At 48.1% G+C, this 17,006-nt stretch carries 11 protein-coding genes and 1 riboswitch; of the genes, 6 read left to right on the forward strand and 5 right to left on the reverse strand.

Going from position 1 to position 17,006, the window contains the following annotated elements; translation table 11 throughout:
- The first annotated feature begins 348 nt into the window (after positions 1-348).
- Entirely contained in the window at positions 349-3,057 is a 2,709-nt protein-coding gene (locus tag KIK04_RS11430; RefSeq protein ID WP_232278701.1) for an ATP-dependent RNA helicase, read from the forward strand.
- 209 nt (positions 3,058-3,266) lie between these two features.
- On the opposite strand, the gene KIK04_RS11435 is transcribed toward KIK04_RS11430, so the two are convergent.
- Positions 3,267-4,604: a TrkH family potassium uptake protein gene (locus KIK04_RS11435; protein ID WP_232278342.1), complete on the reverse strand. Its 1,338-nt coding sequence runs from the start codon at positions 4,602-4,604 to the stop codon at positions 3,267-3,269.
- A gap of 235 nt (positions 4,605-4,839) precedes the next feature.
- Between KIK04_RS11435 and KIK04_RS11440 the strand changes: the two genes are divergently transcribed.
- A complete protein-coding gene (locus KIK04_RS11440; RefSeq protein ID WP_232278343.1) occupies positions 4,840-5,268 on the forward strand; it encodes an EamA family transporter in 429 nt (142 codons plus the stop codon).
- Between the two features lie 203 nt (positions 5,269-5,471).
- The gene (locus tag KIK04_RS11445) at positions 5,472-6,737 is read left to right on the forward strand and encodes an MFS transporter (protein ID WP_232278344.1); all 1,266 of its coding nucleotides are present in this window, start codon (positions 5,472-5,474) and stop codon (positions 6,735-6,737) included.
- Positions 6,738-6,918: 181 nt separating this feature from the next.
- On the opposite strand, the gene KIK04_RS11450 is transcribed toward KIK04_RS11445, so the two are convergent.
- Complete coding sequence (locus KIK04_RS11450; protein ID WP_232278345.1) at positions 6,919-8,178, reverse strand: MFS transporter; 1,260 nt, start codon at positions 8,176-8,178, stop codon at positions 6,919-6,921.
- 307 nt (positions 8,179-8,485) lie between these two features.
- Positions 8,486-9,868, reverse strand: a complete 1,383-nt coding sequence (locus KIK04_RS11455; RefSeq protein ID WP_232278346.1) for a YjiH family protein — start codon at positions 9,866-9,868, stop codon at positions 8,486-8,488.
- Between the two features lie 406 nt (positions 9,869-10,274).
- Between KIK04_RS11455 and KIK04_RS11460 the strand changes: the two genes are divergently transcribed.
- Positions 10,275-11,603 carry an FAD-dependent oxidoreductase gene (locus KIK04_RS11460; RefSeq protein ID WP_232278347.1) on the forward strand — a complete coding sequence of 443 codons (1,329 nt, stop codon included), beginning with the start codon at positions 10,275-10,277 and terminating at the stop codon, positions 11,601-11,603.
- A gap of 244 nt (positions 11,604-11,847) precedes the next feature.
- Here KIK04_RS11460 and KIK04_RS11465 read toward each other — a convergent pair whose 3' ends face one another.
- Positions 11,848-12,231, reverse strand: coding sequence for a hypothetical protein (locus KIK04_RS11465; RefSeq protein ID WP_232278348.1), 384 nt, complete (start codon positions 12,229-12,231; stop codon positions 11,848-11,850).
- A gap of 200 nt (positions 12,232-12,431) precedes the next feature.
- Between KIK04_RS11465 and KIK04_RS11470 the strand changes: the two genes are divergently transcribed.
- Positions 12,432-13,376 (forward strand): MgtC/SapB family protein, encoded by a 945-nt coding sequence (locus KIK04_RS11470; protein ID WP_232278349.1) that lies wholly within the window; start codon positions 12,432-12,434, stop codon positions 13,374-13,376.
- 439 nt (positions 13,377-13,815) lie between these two features.
- On the opposite strand, the gene KIK04_RS11475 is transcribed toward KIK04_RS11470, so the two are convergent.
- Complete coding sequence (locus KIK04_RS11475) at positions 13,816-14,991, reverse strand: DUF418 domain-containing protein (RefSeq protein ID WP_232278350.1); 1,176 nt, start codon at positions 14,989-14,991, stop codon at positions 13,816-13,818.
- A 285-nt stretch (positions 14,992-15,276) separates the two neighbouring features.
- Positions 15,277-15,376: riboswitch (purine riboswitch) on the forward strand.
- Between the two features lie 114 nt (positions 15,377-15,490).
- Between KIK04_RS11475 and KIK04_RS11480 the strand changes: the two genes are divergently transcribed.
- Positions 15,491-16,927, forward strand: coding sequence for an NAD(P)/FAD-dependent oxidoreductase (locus KIK04_RS11480; RefSeq protein WP_232278351.1), 1,437 nt, complete (start codon positions 15,491-15,493; stop codon positions 16,925-16,927).
- The last annotated feature ends 79 nt before the right edge of the window (positions 16,928-17,006 follow it).

Consider the following 17,006-nt stretch of genomic DNA (forward strand, 5'->3'; position numbering starts at 1 on the left):
AGTTTAAAAATCCACAGTAGACGGACGTGGGCGCTTTTAGAAGAACTTTTCAAAAGAACTTTTTTAAAAAAACATTTGATTTACGTTGCGGTGGGTCTGAAGCTAGTCTGAAGTTCATTTGCGGTTAGTCTAAGATTAGTCTGAATTTCATTTGTAGTTAGTTTAAGGTTAGTCAGAAGTTAGTATGTATTGAGTTTGTATTTAGTTTGTAGTTAGCTTGGAGTGAGAAAATTGAAGAATAAACATATACATAACGGGCGTGAGTGTACGGAATCTCTAGTGGGAAGCGACTTGTCCTTGACCTTGCCAGTAGACGAAGTACTGCCAGAGCTACGGGCAGCTTTAAGTATGAAATCGGGAGCTGTGTTGGTCGCAGAGCCAGGAGCGGGGAAAACGACGCGTGTTCCGCTTGCGCTGTTGGATGAGCCGTGGCTTGAGGGTAGGCGTATTTTGATGTTGGAGCCGCGGCGCATTGCTGCACGTTCATCTGCACGCTATATGGCGAAAGCGCTTGGTGAGCGTGTGGGCGAGACGATTGGTTATCGGGTGCGGCTGGATACGCAAATTAGTGAGCGGACGCGTGTGGAAGTGATTACGGAAGGTATTTTAACTCGAATGCTGCAAGAAGATGCTTCGCTTGAAGGGGTTGGTCTCGTTATCTTTGACGAGTTTCATGAGCGGCATTTGCACGCTGACCTTGGCTTGGCGCTGGCGTTAGAGTCACAGTCTGTGCTGCGCGATGACTTACGCTTACTGGTGATGTCGGCAACGTTGGAGGCGGAGTCGGTAGCTGCGGTCATGGGGGACGTACCGATTATTCGCAGCAAAGGGCGCAGTTTCCCTGTTGAGACGCATTATGTCGGGCGTCTGGGCGATATTGTTGGGGGAGCGGCATATAAGAGTGGTGCAAAAGGTGAATTCGAACGCGCAGTTGCTACCCAAGTTGAGGTTGCCTTGCGTGATCATGAAGGCGACATTATGGTATTTTTGCCGGGCGTGGGCGAGATACGGCGCGTGGAAGCGGAGCTGCGTAAGCTGGGTTGGGGTTTGAATTCAGGCTTGAATTCTGACTCTGTCTCAGGTTCTGATGCACGATTGGATTCAGATTCGGATTTAGATTCGGTTCATCGTAAGAACAAGCAGGTGCGAATTGCTCCCCTCTATGGTCAATTGCCGCAAGCCGAGCAGGATGAGGCGATTGCGCCCAATCCAGCAGGTTTACGGAAGGTAGTACTTGCGACGTCGATTGCGGAGACGAGTCTGACGGTGGAAGGTGTGCGTGTCGTGATCGATAGCGGATTGATGCGTGTGCCGAAGTTTTCACCGCGCACAGGGATGACGCGCTTGGAAACGGTAGCGGTGTCGCAGGCATCAGCAGATCAGCGGCGCGGCCGTGCAGGCCGACTTGGGCCTGGTGTTTGTTACCGACTGTGGACGGAGCAGGAGCACGGGTATTTGAAGAAGCAGAGTGTACCTGAAATGCTCGAGGCTGACTTGGCGCCGCTCGCGTTGGAGCTAGCTGCTTGGGGAGCGGATGAATCTACTTTGCAATGGATGACACCACCACCTGCTCCGGCACTGGCGCAGGCACGAGAATTGCTGACACAGCTCGGCGTCTTTGCAGCGGGCGGAAATAACGTGTTGACGCCGCACGGGCGCAAGCTGGCTGAGGTGGGTGTACATCCACGCTTGGCGCATATGATCGTGCGGGCTATTCCTCTTGGCTTGGGTGTGCTTGCTTGTGATTTAGCGGCTTTACTGTCTGAACGTGACATTGTCCGGCGAGGTGCTGCCTCTGGAAGAGCGAGTGATAGCAGGGGAAATACGGCTCTATTTGATCCTGATATGCGTTCACGGGTAGATTTGCTTAAACATGCGAGTAAGAGTGAGTCGGTTGACATCGGCGCTGTTAAACGTGTGCAGGAGGAAGCAGCTCAGTGGAGACGGGTATTTGCGATGAGGTTGGATCAGCGCAGCGGTTCGCACACGGAGCATAAAGTGGATAGTCATGCTGTAGGTTTATTGCTCGGCTTTGCATATCCTGACCGGATTGCGGAGCGGCGAACGGATGGCCGCTATTTGCTTAGTAATGGTCGGGGGGCTGCCTTTTTGTCGGCAGCGAATCGTGCTATCGGGGCAGCGGGAGCAGGAGCGGGCGCAGGTGCAGGTGTGGGTGCAGCAGGATTGGCGGGGGTAACAGGGTCGTTAATGCAAGCCCCGTATTTAGTTTGCGCTGAGCTGGACGATGTCGGCGCAGACAGCCGCATCATGTTGGCGGCTCCGGTGACGCGGGAACTGCTTGAGCAGCACTTTGCCGACAGCATCCTGCGCGAAGAGCATATCGCTTGGGAACGGACGACACAGTCCGTCCGCGTCCGCCAACGTGAGCAATTAGGTGCGCTCACGCTCAAAGACACGCAGCACCCCGCGCCAGACGCGGAAGCGGTGCTGCAAGCACTGTTGCAAGGCATCGCCCAAGAGGGGCTCACCTTGCTGCCATGGACCAAGCACGCGCGCCAATTACAGGCGAGGCTGCAATTCATGCATCGGCATCTGCCAGAGGACTGGCCCGATGCCACCGAAGAAGCACTCATCGCTTCGCTTGATGAGTGGCTCGGCCCGCACGTCTACGGCATGCGTAGCCGTGCCGACGTGCAGAAACTGAACGTCGCAGCGGCGCTTGAATCGCTACTGACGTGGGAAGCCCGCCAACAGCTTGATGCAGAGGCACCGACGCACATCGTCGTGCCAAGTGGCTCGCGTATCGCTGTTGATTACAGCAACCCTGACCAGCCTGTACTGGCTGTCAGGCTGCAAGAACTGTTTGGGCTGCAAGATACGCCGCGCATCGCTAAGGGCAAGGTGGCGCTCACGTTGCATCTGTTGTCGCCAGCGCAGCGTCCTGTACAGGTGACGCAAGATTTAAAAAGCTTCTGGGACAACACGTATTTCGAAGTAAAGAAAGACTTAAAGGGCCGATATCCGAAGCATTATTGGCCTGACAATCCGTATGAAGCTTTAGCTACACGGCGGGCTCGTCCACATCAGAGCAATTAGCTTGGTGGAAGTTACGATGCAGGTTACCTTACCTTAAATAGCTAAAGAGCAGAGCAGGATCGCTGGCTGATGTTAAGTCCGGCGCCACAAGCAAACAGCCCTTTCCAACACCATATAGGTGATGGGAGGGCTGTTAATATTCCATATCATTTCGGTGCATTTGTGTTAATTAATATCATTAAATGTTCCACATGGAACTTTTTTCGTCATTATCCAATCATAATTTTTCCTTCTGGATAACGATACAACATCGGTTCTTTTCGGTTAGCTAGCGCGTATGCGAGCGTCATGGGGCCGAGGCGTCCGATAAACATCGTGGCACAAATAATAATTTTGCCCCAAACGGTTAGCTCAGGTGTTATACCCGTAGACAAGCCGACCGTTGCTACCGCTGATACCGTTTCAAACAGAACGTCCAAGAACGGCTGCTGCTCCACAACAGCTAGCAATATCGACACGGATAGCACGAGCATGAGTGCCAAAATAATAATCGTCAAAGCTTTAATAATTTGCTCCTTCGGCAAACGGGAACGGAACAACACCGCATCTTCACGCCCACGCAACATTGCGTAGACCGCGCTAAGCAGGATCGCAAATGTAGTCGTTTTAATACCGCCACCTGCTGATCCAGGAGATGCACCTATAAACATTAAGATGATGACGAAGAACTGTGACACTTCTCTAAATTGGGCCACATCGACAGTCGTCGTACCTGAAGACCGCGCCGATATGGATTGGAAAAAGGAAGCGTACACTTTCCCTTCCATTGATAGAGGTCCCAATGTGTGCGGATTCGTGAACTCAAGCGCAAATATAAATATAGCACCAACTAGCACCAAAGCGGACGACATTGTCAGGACCACTTTAGAGTGCAAGGACAGTCGGCGTCTTTTTGGATATTCATACAGCTCTGCAAGAACGATAAAGCCAATTCCTCCGGCCATGACGAGCAAAAAGGCAACGAGGTTGAACAGGAAATCATTCGCATAGTGCTGAAAGCTATTGCCGAACAAATCGAAGCCACCGTTATTAAATAGCGATATCGCATGGAACAACGCATAATAAGAGGCCTGCGCCAGCGGCATATGGGTTGCAAAGTAGGCAGTTAGTATTAACGCGGCAACAGCTTGTATGACAGCCACAAAAATAATGACGCGGCGTACGGTGCGAACGATGCCTTCCATGCTGTTCGCGTTAATCGCTTCTTGCAGGATAAGCCGCTCGCGCAGCGACACCTTTTTCCCGAGCATTAAATAAAACATCAGCGCGACAGACATGAAGCCAATTCCGCCAATTTGCACGAGTGATATAATTACGATTTGACCAAAGGTCGAAAAAGTCGTGCCGGTATCGACGACGACAAGGCCTGTTACACAGACAGCAGAAGTCGCTGTGAACAAGGCGTCAATAAAGCTCAAAGAACGGCCAGGCTGCATAGACATAGGCAGTTTAAGTAAAAAGGTACCGATTGTAATAATGATAAGAAACCCAGTGACGAGTATGCGTGCGGGCGTCCAGTGCATTGTCTGTTGTCGCCATGAAGTCATGTGAACGTCTCCTTATGCTGCCATTCTTGTTGTAATTGATGTGAAAAAAACGTTCACTAGTATATCGTTCCCTGACAGGGTCTGTAAATATAAAAATGTACAATGTAAATGTTTACCTCTTTTTCAACGAGATGCTTGTTCGATGTACAACACCAAACGAGCATTTTAAACTTAGATTAGTGCAAAGATAAAAGCAATCTTTTTAAAAAGATTACTTAGAAAGGAGTACGATACTGTGGCAAGTTGGTTATTATTCGCATTACTGTCTGCTGTTATGGCTGCTCTCGTCTCTATTTTCGGAAAAATCGGACTTGAAGGTGTAGATGCAAATACGGCTACCGCGATCAGAGCTGTTATTATGGCGGCGTTCTTGGTTGGGGTTGTCCTAGTGGAAGGAAAAGCTACTCAAATCGGTGAAGTGCTAGCTAATCGCAAAGCGTTGCTGTTTATTGTACTTAGTGGCTTGGCGGGGGCTTTATCTTGGTTGTTTTATTTTATGGCGATAAAAATGGGGGAAGTGTCCAAAGTAGCGCCAATTGATAAGTTGAGCGTCGTATTGGCTGTGCTGTTTGCCCTGCTGTTTCTCGGTGAAAAGTTATCGCTGCTCGGAGGCATTGGTGTTGTATTAATTGGCGTGGGTGTTCTACTGACCGTAATCGGTTGAAGCTAGTTACATAAGGTTGTTGTGTGTCAAAAATGAAAACAAAGCACTCTATTATCCTAAAAATGGATCGACCAATGTGTGGAAAGGGTCGCGTCTTCGTCTAAAATATCTTACAATGAGTAAGAGCTGGGTAGTTAATTGAGAACTATACTCACCTAAATACTCAACGAAGAGGCAAATACAGACAAGACGAGGGGGAGCAGATGAGAGCATTTATTTACGTAATTATTATCATCTGTTTTATGGATATGTTTGTGCAGCTGCCCGTTATTGGGACGTTTGCACAAGGACTAGGCGCATCTTCGCTTGGCATCGGTTTAGCCATTGGGATGTACTCTTTAACGAATATGTTCGGTAATATTGCGGCAGGGCGTTGGATTGATAAGTTCGGGGGCAAGCGCGTATTGCTGAGCGGTTTTATTTTGACCGTTGGTGTACTGCTTCTGTATCCGTTCGTGCAAACGCCTGAACAGCTTATCGGACTGCGGTTTATACATGGTTTAACTGGCGGACTGCTCGTGCCGAGCGCATTCATGCTTGCTTCGCAAAATGCTGGTAGCCATAATCAAGGCAAGACGATGGCGCTGTCTGGGGCGGCTGTTGGGTTGGCCGCTATTATTGGGCCAGCTACGGGCGGTATTTTAAAGGCCAAGGTTGGCATGGATACGCTGTTCTATATGGTCGCTGGCTTGTTAGCGATCGGTGCGCTGCTCACGATGCTGTTGCCACGTAGCAGCAAAGCTAAGCAAGGTGATGCTGCGCCACTGGCAGACCGAGCAGGCATCGCTGAGTCAACGAACGCGGTTGAGCTTGCCGAAATCGCGGTAAGTGCGGCTGACGCAGCATCTGGGACACAGCGCAAGCAAACGATCGGTTTCCGTGAGCTGTTTACGCTTAAGCCTGTCGCGCAAAGCTATGCATGTGCGTTTGCGCTCATGTTCGCCATGGGATCGTTAACTTTTGCGCTCCCGCTGAAAGCGGATGGCCTAAGCTTCCCTGCACAAACATCGGGGATGCTGTTAAGTACATTTGGCATCGTGGCTATCTTAATGTTCTTGTTGCCGACGAATCGCCTGTACGACCGTGTTAATCCGCTGCGCCTTATGTTGGTTGGCGGATTAGTCGTTACCATGGCATTGCTACTATTATCTTTATTTGAGCACAAAACGATGATGTATGCGGCAATGGGCTTGTACGGACTCGGCTACGCCTTACTATTCCCATCCATGAACGCGCTGCTTACGCGCCATGTGGATGAAGCTAACCGTGGCAAAGCATTCGGTATTTTTTACGCCTTCTATTCCTTAGGCGTAGTGGCTGGTTCATCTGGAATCGGAGCTGTTACAGGTGATTATGATATTGCGATGCGGATTGGCGCAGCGTTTATGTTCATCGTCATGGTGCTCCTATTTATATGGAGCCGCATGGGTGTGTCTGCGAAGACAACAACGGAGCAGGCATCGATGTGATCGATACGTTCGATATGACAGCTGACTTATAACATATGATAAGACAACACCGCTATTTGCAAAGGTTCCGTGAAGGATGCCTTACAGTAGCGGTGTTGTTTTTTGTTTCAGCTATAGGATGTAGTTGAGCGGTCTTCGCTACTTTTTCAGAAGTTTGTTAGCCACTTTTCAAGCCACTTGCTTAGCTATTAGACCACTCTTGGAGCGTGCGATCTGAAGGTAGCAGCCATGTGAGCATGCCGATTAACGGTAAGAAGCCACAGATGAGCATCACATTTGTAATGCCATAGGTGTCGATGAAGTTGCCTAAGACGAGTGAGCCGAGGCCACCCATGCCGAAGGCTAAGCCTGTAATGAGGCCTGACACCGTACCGATGCTGCCGGGATGCAGCATTTGCGCATACACGACCACGACGGAGAAGCTGGACATTAATATAAATCCGGTTAGGAGCAGTAAGATGCTCGCCCATGTAAGACTTACGAACGGAATCGCAATCGCCAACGGTACGCCAAAGAGAAACGAGAACTTGATCACGTTCCTTTTTCCGAATCGGTCAGCTAGCGGTCCACCAAAGAATGTGCCAATAGCGCCTGATACCAAAAATAAAAATACATAGATTTGCGCGTCTTCAAGTGATAGTTGGTACTGATTCATTAAGTAAAAGGAATAATAGCTTCCCATGGCGGCGCCATACCAAGAACGGCCGAATACGATCATAACTAAGATAATCGTTGCCCATATGATGCGCTTGCGCTTGGCTGGGTCCACGCTACCGCTAGCCCGCCGCTTCGTGAACACGTAACCACTATTAAGCATGCCTTGATACCAACGGGCAATATACGTCTGAACAGCAATACCTGCCGCGGCAATGAAGGTAAACCCGATCGCACCGAATTGGCCGTACGGGATAAAGATCCACTTTGTCAATAATGGAGCCAGTGCTGATCCAGTATTGCCGCCCACTTGAAAGATCGATTGGGCTAACCCTTTACGCATGCCTGCGGCCATATGCGACACCCTTGAACCTTCGGGGTGAAAGGCTGCTGAGCCTAATCCAACTAAGGTGACTGCCAGCAGTACGACCCAGTAGGACGGGGCAAAAGCGAGCAGCAACATGCCTGTAAGCGTAAAGCACATGCCAATTGGCAGCACGAGAGGTGTTGGCCTGCGGTCCGCCGCCCAGCCAATAATCGGCTGCATAATGGCAGAGGTAAAGTTGATGGCGAACGCGATCCACCCTAGCTGGGTATATGTAAGTTGCATGTTCTGCTTCAAGATCGGAAAGATAGCCGGGATTACGGCCTGAATGGAATCGTTAAAGAGATGGACGAAACTAATGGCAAGCAAAATGCGATATACAGTTGATTGCGAAGTTGCTTGTGACTGAGCGATGGATGTTTTCTCTGTTGGTGCAGGTGTAGTGTTGGACTGTTGGAGCATGTGCATCTTTCCCTTCTAAAGTATGTGTGCAACGTCTTGCTCAAACGATGGGCACTGGGTGATGAATGATGGATGATGCGTGATGGCATAGCTACCGGGTGAGTACGGAGTAGTTATCGATAGCTTTTATATTGAAGAATCATCGGGTCATTAATGGCACCACCCATTTGGAAGATGATGTAACTCTAATCCTATTCATACAGAATATCAACACACAAAAAGGCCCGTATCCGAAGGAGAATACCATATTCTCGCCTAAGGACAGGGCCTAACGTTCACTTATGTTAAAATTTAAATATTTTATTTTTTAAAATAGAAGATGAGCGATGCCGACGATAATCGGCAAAGTAATGATCGTACGTAGCAAAAAGATAATGATTAAATCTTTCAGCGTTACAGGCAATTTAGAGCCAAGCAGCAATCCGCCTACTTCGGACATATAAATAAGCTGTGTCACCGAAAGGGCTGCAACGACGAAACGAGTCATTTCGCTCTCGATTCCAGAAGCGAGCACCGTCGGCAAGAACATATCGGCAAAGCCGACTAGTATTGTCTGCGAAGCAGCCGCAGCCTCCGGAACGCCCATCAACACGAGCAGCGGCTCAAAAGGAGCGCCGAGCCATTTGAAGATGGGTGTATATTCAGCAATGGCGACGGCTGTTGTGCCGATGGCCATGACGACAGGAATGACGCCGATCCATAAGTCGAGAATATTTTTTAGACCATTTCTAAAAAATGAACCGACACCCTCATGCTGCTCCGCCTTGTTCACCGCTTGATGCAGCCCCCAAGACAATGGCTTCCAGCCAGCTGGCAGCGTTTCGTCCTCACCAGCGGGTTTATCCTCGAAGTACGTATCCGCCTTGCGTGACAATGGTGGAATGCGCGGCATAATGATAGCCGCCACCATACCTGCCAGCGTAACCGTCACATAGAACGGTATAAACATATGTGCTAAGTTCACGTTCGACAATACGATAAACGTAAACGTAATCGACACCGCCGTGAACGTCGTTCCGATCACGGCCGCTTCACGCTTCGTATAATAGCCGAGCTCGTATTGCTTGCTCGTCATCATTACACCGATCGTGCCGTCCCCAAGCCATGAGGCCATGCAGTTAACAGAGGAGCGACCTGGCAACGTAAACAAAGGACGCATAATTCTCGTCATTAGCGTACCGAACATCTCAAGTAAGCCAAAATCAACGAGCAGCGGCAGCAATAGACCCGCCAGCATAAAGACGACAAACAGGCCAGGAATCAAGTTGTTGAGCAGCATTCCGCCAGTCTGATCAGACCAGATCCATTCGGGCCCTACTTGGAACAAGGTTGCGATCACGAAGATCACGCCGAGTGTACGTGCCGCGAACCAGAACAGTGAAATATCGAACAGCGTTCTCCACAAAGGAAGCTTTAATAAAGCGCTAGGCTTCACCCAACGAGTAATGGCTGTTCCGATCCATGCAAGCACAATAATGATAGCAGCTGCGATCGGCCACCAATCGGTTAATCCGTTCTGAATCATTTTAGCCAAAAAGGCAATGGGTACTGTAACTTGTCCGTTCAACGGAATCGGAATAACAAATAGCATAAGTCCAATCAGGGAAGGAAGCCCAAATCGCAGTAGTCCGCTTAGTGATAGGCGAGATTGTGCGGGCAACGGTGCCTGAGAGTCGTGTTTGAATGACATCTATTAAAAACTCCTTTAAAGCGTAAAAGTAGTATATTTATGCAACATCGTTTACTTTAATACAATTTATCCAAAATTCCAAGCATAAATATACGAAAAAAGGATGACAGTTATTTACTTCCTCTGGGATAGTGTTTCCTATTTTCAATAACATTGATCACATTGGCTTGACAGGGGACTTTGTGAATGTTACACTTTTCACAAGCAAGACGATAAGCCACAAACAACGCAATAAAAAAAGTCATAAATGGTGGCTAGCAAGAAGCTAAAATTTTTTAACTAAGTAAGTGAATGTATTCACATTCACAATGAAGTGAAATAATGAAAGCAAATCAAAGCAAACAAAATCATAAAATATCCTCAAACTAATAATCAGAATGAAACACATCTTAAGGAGGAATTATATATGAAAGTAGCAGTTATCGGATGTACACACGCAGGCACAGCAGCTATCGCGCAAACAGCAAAACGTTATCCAGAGGCGCAAATTACGGTTTACGAGCGCAATGACAACATTTCCTTTTTATCCTGCGGGATTGCACTATATGTAAGTGGAGTTGTACAAGATGCACAAGGACTATTCTATTCGTCCCCAGAAAAAATGGCAGAGATGGGCGTCACAACAAGGATGCGCCATGATGTACTCGATATTAATGTAGAACAGAAGACGCTGCGTGCTCGCAACTTAGAAACGCAAGAGTTGGTCGAAGACACGTTCGATAAGCTAATTGTAACGACTGGATCGTGGCCGATTGTTCCGAAGTTCCCAGGCATTGAGCTAGATAATATCATGTTGTGCAAGAACTACAACCATTCGAATATGATTATTGAAAAAGCGAAGGAAGCCAAAAACATTGTAGTGATTGGCGCTGGATATATCGGCATCGAGCTGGTGGAGGCATTCGAAGAGAGTGGCAAGAACGTCACGCTCATTGATATGAGCGACCGCATTATGTCGAAGTATTTGGACGAGGAGTTCACAGCACCCGTTGAGCAATCGTTTAAAGAGCGCGGTGTGAAACTAGCGCTGGGTGAGACGGTGAACCGCTTTGAAGGTGTTGACGGGCAAGTTGCCAAAGTGGTGACGAATGCAGGGGAGTATGAGGCAGACTTAGTCATTTTGTGTATCGGCTTTAAGCCAAGCACAGAGTTGTTCCGCGGGCAGCTTGAAATGCTCGATAACGGCGCAATTATTGTGGATGAGTATATGCGTACGAGCCATCCTGACGTGTTTGCAGCGGGCGATAGCTGTGCTGTGAAATACAATCCGACAGGCGAGGCAGCTTACATTCCGCTGGCGACTAACGCGGTGCGCATGGGTACGATTGCAGCATGCAACTTAGTGGAGCCGCGCATTCGCTCGCTTGGTACGCAAGGCACGTCGGGCATTAAGATTTACGAGCATCATATCGCTACGACGGGGATGACAGAGCAAGCAGCACTTGATGCGGGCATGAATGTGAAAGTTAGCACAATTAATGAGAACTATCGTCCGGAGTTTATGCCGACGTATGAGTTGATTACCCTCAAGATCGTATATGAAGCGGATACTGGACGCATCGTAGGCGCGCAGCTTAGCTCGAAAGTAGACTTAACGGCAGCCATCAACACGGTATCGGTGTGCATCCAAAAGGGCATGACCGTGCATGAGTTGGCTGTGGTGGACTTCTTCTTCCAGCCTCATTTTAATAAGCCATGGAATTTCTTGAACAGCGTAGCGCTGCAAACGTTGTAAGAAGCTGTACGAGGATATACAGAGCTATGCAAAGCTATACAGAGCTATACAGGATAAAAGCCGCTGCTTCGGTCACCATGTTGGTGGCTGGGGCAGCGGCTTTATCTTGTCATCTTGTCTTTTGTGACCGCATGATTTTGTGATGGGCTTCAGAGGGTGGATAGAATGAGCGGTGGTCAGAGTTGAGAGTTGAGGGTTGAGAGTTAAAAGTTAAGAGTTAAGAGTTAGAGCTAAGTGCTCGCTCTCAGAGGTCGAATATGCCGAGTACTTGCGGTAAAGGGAGTAAATAGCGCTCATGCAGCGCTTTGCGAGGTTGTACTTCTATAAACTGCTTGCCCATTAATACAAGGAGCACGTCATCGAATAGCCCGTTGCTGTCAAATGCGGTACGGAGTCCAACGCGATGCGTCTTTGTCGCGCGCGGCACTTTAAACACGTGAACGTAGAACAAGCTGCTAGGTATGATCAGCTCATTGTTCACGGTTATAAATGTAGTCCCGCAAGTGCTTTGCAGCGGACTTGGTTCTAGCGCCAAGTTCGAACCGACAATTTCCACTTGTTTGCCGATAAGCTGCTCTAAACGTTGAATGAGAGAAATGGGACGTTTAACGGGACATGGACTGGTCATCCTAACCACTCCTTTTTGAAATGGGTCCAGATTTGTTTGTACTCAGCTTATGTCACAAATCGATATTGGACTGGGCTGCTGTGTATGAGGAGCTAGGTTATTCCTAATTAGTTAGGTATAGCTTGCTTACTCATGCTGTAAGTTCTTCTCTGATTAAGTACTGCATATGTTATATGACCATCTTATGGAGTGGATGTTGGATGATCAGTCTATCGGTAAATCCAGATGTATGGCAAATTTCTTATGCTGAATTAACGATACGTATTGTTATCGCGGTCGGGCTTGGTGGGATTATCGGTTTGGAACGAGAGCTAGGGGAGCATGCTGCAGGCTTTCGAACACATATTTTGGTCTGCTTAGGATCGGCATTAATTATGATGCTGTCCATCTATGGTTTCTCGGCATTTATTTATGAAGCGAATGTACGCATGGACCCTGCACGCTTAGCTGCGCAAGTAATAAGTGGAATCGGTTTTTTAGGAGCAGGTACGATTCTAAGGACGGGAATGACCGTTTCTGGCTTAACGACGGCAGCTTCACTATGGGTAGTTGCAGCTATTGGGTTAGCTGTGGGGGCTGGTTTTTATTATGGCGCAATTCTATCTACCGTTACGGTGCTGCTTAGTTTATTTCTGCTTAGCAAGCTGGAAATGAGCTTTAGTCGGTTCTCGAAGGCCGTTCACATACGTAAGTTAACGATTAATATGATAGACGCGCCTAATCATTTAAGCCAAGTGCTGCGTGTATTTAAGGAACTGGGCATGACGGTGTGCGATATCTCTATTGATGAACAGGACAGACGGGATAGACAGAATAGACAGGATAATCGGGATGAGCAAGATAACCAAGATAACCAAGATGAGGAGTATGAGCAGGATGAGCAAATGGCACACGAGGGCTCTTCTTTGACGATGTCTGTTCATGTGAAGCTCAAGTCTCGTGCCAAGCAGGAGGAGAAGCTGTTAGAGGCTTTATTAGCTTTACCATTCGTTCGAGGCTTACGCGAATGGACGACGGAAGATGGGGCGGCGGATCGGACAGATCGACGCAAATTAACGCTGCATGGGTTCCTTGACCCGGATGAGCATGATGATGAGCCACTACCAACCTGCAAGCGTAACAATCCAACTTATAAAAAAGAGTGAACGACCGTTCCAAAGCCCTCTTTAACAATTAGTAAGTGTAAAAGTACATTAATTTCAAGCTTAGCTCGACGATTACGGAAAAAGCCGGCTAATGTGCAGCGATATCAATCCACGGTAAGCTCATGAGTAGCATTAGGCGTAAAATAGATGCACATTTGCACTTATCTATATTCTGATGCCGCAAATGATGAAAAAGGATGCATTATTGCATGTATTTCATATCAGCATCCCTAAATAACGTAGAAAGCCCCCGTTCTTGTGAAAGGGGGCTTTCTCGACATAAAGATGGTTGCTCCGAAATAAGGTGCAACCATCTTTATGTGTAAAATTAACTTCATATGCAGTGCGACTACTCATCGCTGTCAGATTGCTTAGAATGCTGCTCTTTAGATGCTGCCTGCGATTGTGCCTGCGACTCCGTTTGAGTCTGCGGCTGCATTTACGACTCTGTCTTCGATGGCGCTGCTTGCGTATGAGCATGCGAACGACGCAAAGGCGGCAGCTGCCAGTACGTTCCGGCACGCCATAGCCATTCGGCTGGTCCCATACGGAAGTAGCGGAACCATGCCTTACTCCACGCAACCTGCACCAACAAGAAGACGGTGCAGTACACCGTTCCTGCCCACAGCGGGGCCTGTACGGCATCAGTCCAGAACACCCCCAGCACAAGCATCGTAATGATCGTATGCGACAAATAGTTCGTCAAGGCCATACGGCCGACTGCTGCCATGCCGCTAAAGCGCTGGGCACCAAAGCGTTGAATCAGGCGCAGCAAGGTACAGACGTAGAACACGGCCATCGTTTTGCCACTAAGGAATGTGTAATGGTATACCTTCTCATACTCGTAAGTCGATGCCGATCGATAGTAGTCGAGCATCGGGATAAAGATGAGGACAGATAATATCAATGTCGCCCACTGCAATTGGCGAATCCTCGCGTTATGTTGCGAAATTTGCTCAAACCACCGCTGCTTGCCCGCATACAATCCCAGCAAGAACAATCCTAATACTTCAAAGCTCATCGCCAACGAGTTAGGCAGACCACTTGTCAAAAATAGCCCGAAGCGCTGACTGAGATCCATCGCCACGTATCCTGAATATGGTGAAGGCGTATCCATATACTCGGGAATATTTGCTATCAGTATCGTAGTTAGCACCGTTGTTACTGCAAATAAGCTAAGTAAAGTAATGCTCCATATCAAAATTGTTTTTGGCGCACGCTTATAAAAGAGAAGTAGCAAAAATCCGAACATTGCATACGTATGCAAAATGTCGCCGAACCAAAGCAGAATGAAATGGGCTCCTCCAATTGCGAATAAGATGGCGAGGCGTCGCGAAAATAAACGCCCAGTTCGCAAACCACGTCGTTCCGCACTTTGCATAAACAAGTAAAACCCTAGTCCGAACAAAAACGAGAAGATCGTATAGAACTTGGTCTGGACAAACATATCGTAAAATAAGCGGATAAGTGCATCTGCCCCTTCATAGCTGGAATGAGTCATAATCCCGTTTCCAGCCATTTCGGGGATGTTGACAAAAAAGATGCCAAAAATAGCGAAGCCTCGAATGATGTCCAAGGCATCGATTCGTTGCTGAGGCTGTAGTTGTTGCGACATAAGTTTACAATCTCCTTTAATGCATCTATACATTTGCTGTAGTCAAACGTTAACAATATCATACAGTAGTTGAACAGACAACGCTTGGCGTAAGTAAACAGGGGGTTCCATATAAATGTTCGTTAATTAATTGTAGTAAACAAAATAAATAGGTGTTAATTATAATATATTTATTAAAATACGAACATTAGGCATTTATATTGTTGACTCGTTCGTATTTGTTCGTTACAATAAGCATGTCGCTAACAACGTGGCAATGTTTGGTTTTAGCATTTGGTTGGAACAACAATGGTCTCTATCCTGTTTCGTATATTCTTGGAGATATGGTCCAAGGGTCTCTACCAGGAGCCGTAAATTCCTGACTACGATGGGTGTGCTTTGGCATACCTGTTGAAGTCGGGGCTTTTTTTTGCCCAAAATCGTAAAAATGAACGTTCTTATGCATGAACAGTAGAGATAAAAAGCTAACGTGTACGTTATGAGGAGGAACCGAGGAACGATGAGTAAATTTGATGTCATTGTTGTAGGCGCTGGTCCGGCCGGAATTTTTACATGTTATGAGCTATCTTTGAAAGCTCCCCATTTGAAGGTGCTGCTTGTAGATAAAGGGCACGATATTTATCGTCGCAGTTGTCCGATTTTGGAGGAGAAAATTCAACTGTGTCCACCAGCCGCTGGCAAAAAGGAATTTGCAGGCTGTTTACCAGCTTGTTCGATCACAAATGGATTTGGTGGCGCAGGTGCTTACAGTGACGGGAAATTTAATATTACGACGGAGTTTGGCGGTTGGTTGACCGATTATTTACCTCCTTCCCAAGTTCTTGATCTGATTCAATATGTAGATACGATTAATTTAGAACACGGTGCAACACCAGATATAACGGACCCGACTACGGAGACGGTTCGCCGCATTGAGCATCAAGGATACGCTGCGGGCTTGAAGTTACTGCGGGCACAGGTACGCCATTTAGGAACGGAGCAGAACTTAGAAATTTTAAAATCAATCTTTGAATACTTGCGCACGCGCATTGAAATGCAGTTCAAAACGGAAGTAGCCGACATTGTAACCGTAAGGCAGGATGGACGTCATGTCTTGAAGGGCATTGAGCTTAAAAATGGCGAGACGCACGAGGCGGATCAGGTCGTCATCGTGCCAGGGCGTGACGGTTCAGCTTGGCTGACGGATATCTTGAAGAAGCGCCGTCTTAAAATGTACAACAACCAAGTCGATGTCGGAGTACGAGTTGAAACGTCCGATGTCGTGATGCGTGAAATTAACGAACATTTATATGAAGGAAAATTCGTGTTCAACACGTCGGTAGGGACGCGGGTGCGTACGTTTTGCAGCAACCCGTCAGGGCACGTCGTTGTTGAAAATCATAGTGGCATTATGTGTGCGAACGGTCACTCTTACAAAGATCCGAAGCTGGGCTCGCCGAATACGAACTTTGCGCTGCTCGTGTCGCATAAGTTCACGGACCCGTTCGATAAGCCGAACGAGTACGCGCGTGAAATTTGCAAACGCGCTAACGATTTGTCGAGCGGCGGCGTTATCGTGCAGAAGTACGGCGATATTTTGCGTGGCCGCCGTTCAACGGACAACCGCATTCGCGAAGGCTTCTTGGAGCCGACGCTGCGTGAGGCGGTGCCAGGCGACTTAGGGCTTGTGCTGCCATACAATACGATGAAAAGTTTAATCGAAATGGTTGAAGCACTCGACAAAGTAACGCCAGGCCTTGCGTCTGAGCACACGCTGTTCTACGGCGTGGAAGCGAAGTTCTACTCTGCGCGGCCGAAGCTCGACGTCACGTTGGAGGCCGAAATTGCCGGCCTGTACTGTGGCGGCGACGGCGCAGGCATTACGCGTGGCTTGGCACAGGCTGGCGCGGCTGGCGTACACATCGCGCGCGGCATCATGGATAAGCGCGGCGTATAGTACTCCGATTAGCGGAGGGAAATAGGGTAGATTTCCCCGAAGTCATTTATCAACTATAACCCGAAAGATAGACCCTTTG

The sequence above is a fragment of the Paenibacillus sp. 481 genome, assembly GCF_021223605.1.
Classification (GTDB): Bacteria; Bacillota; Bacilli; order Paenibacillales; family Paenibacillaceae; genus Paenibacillus_B.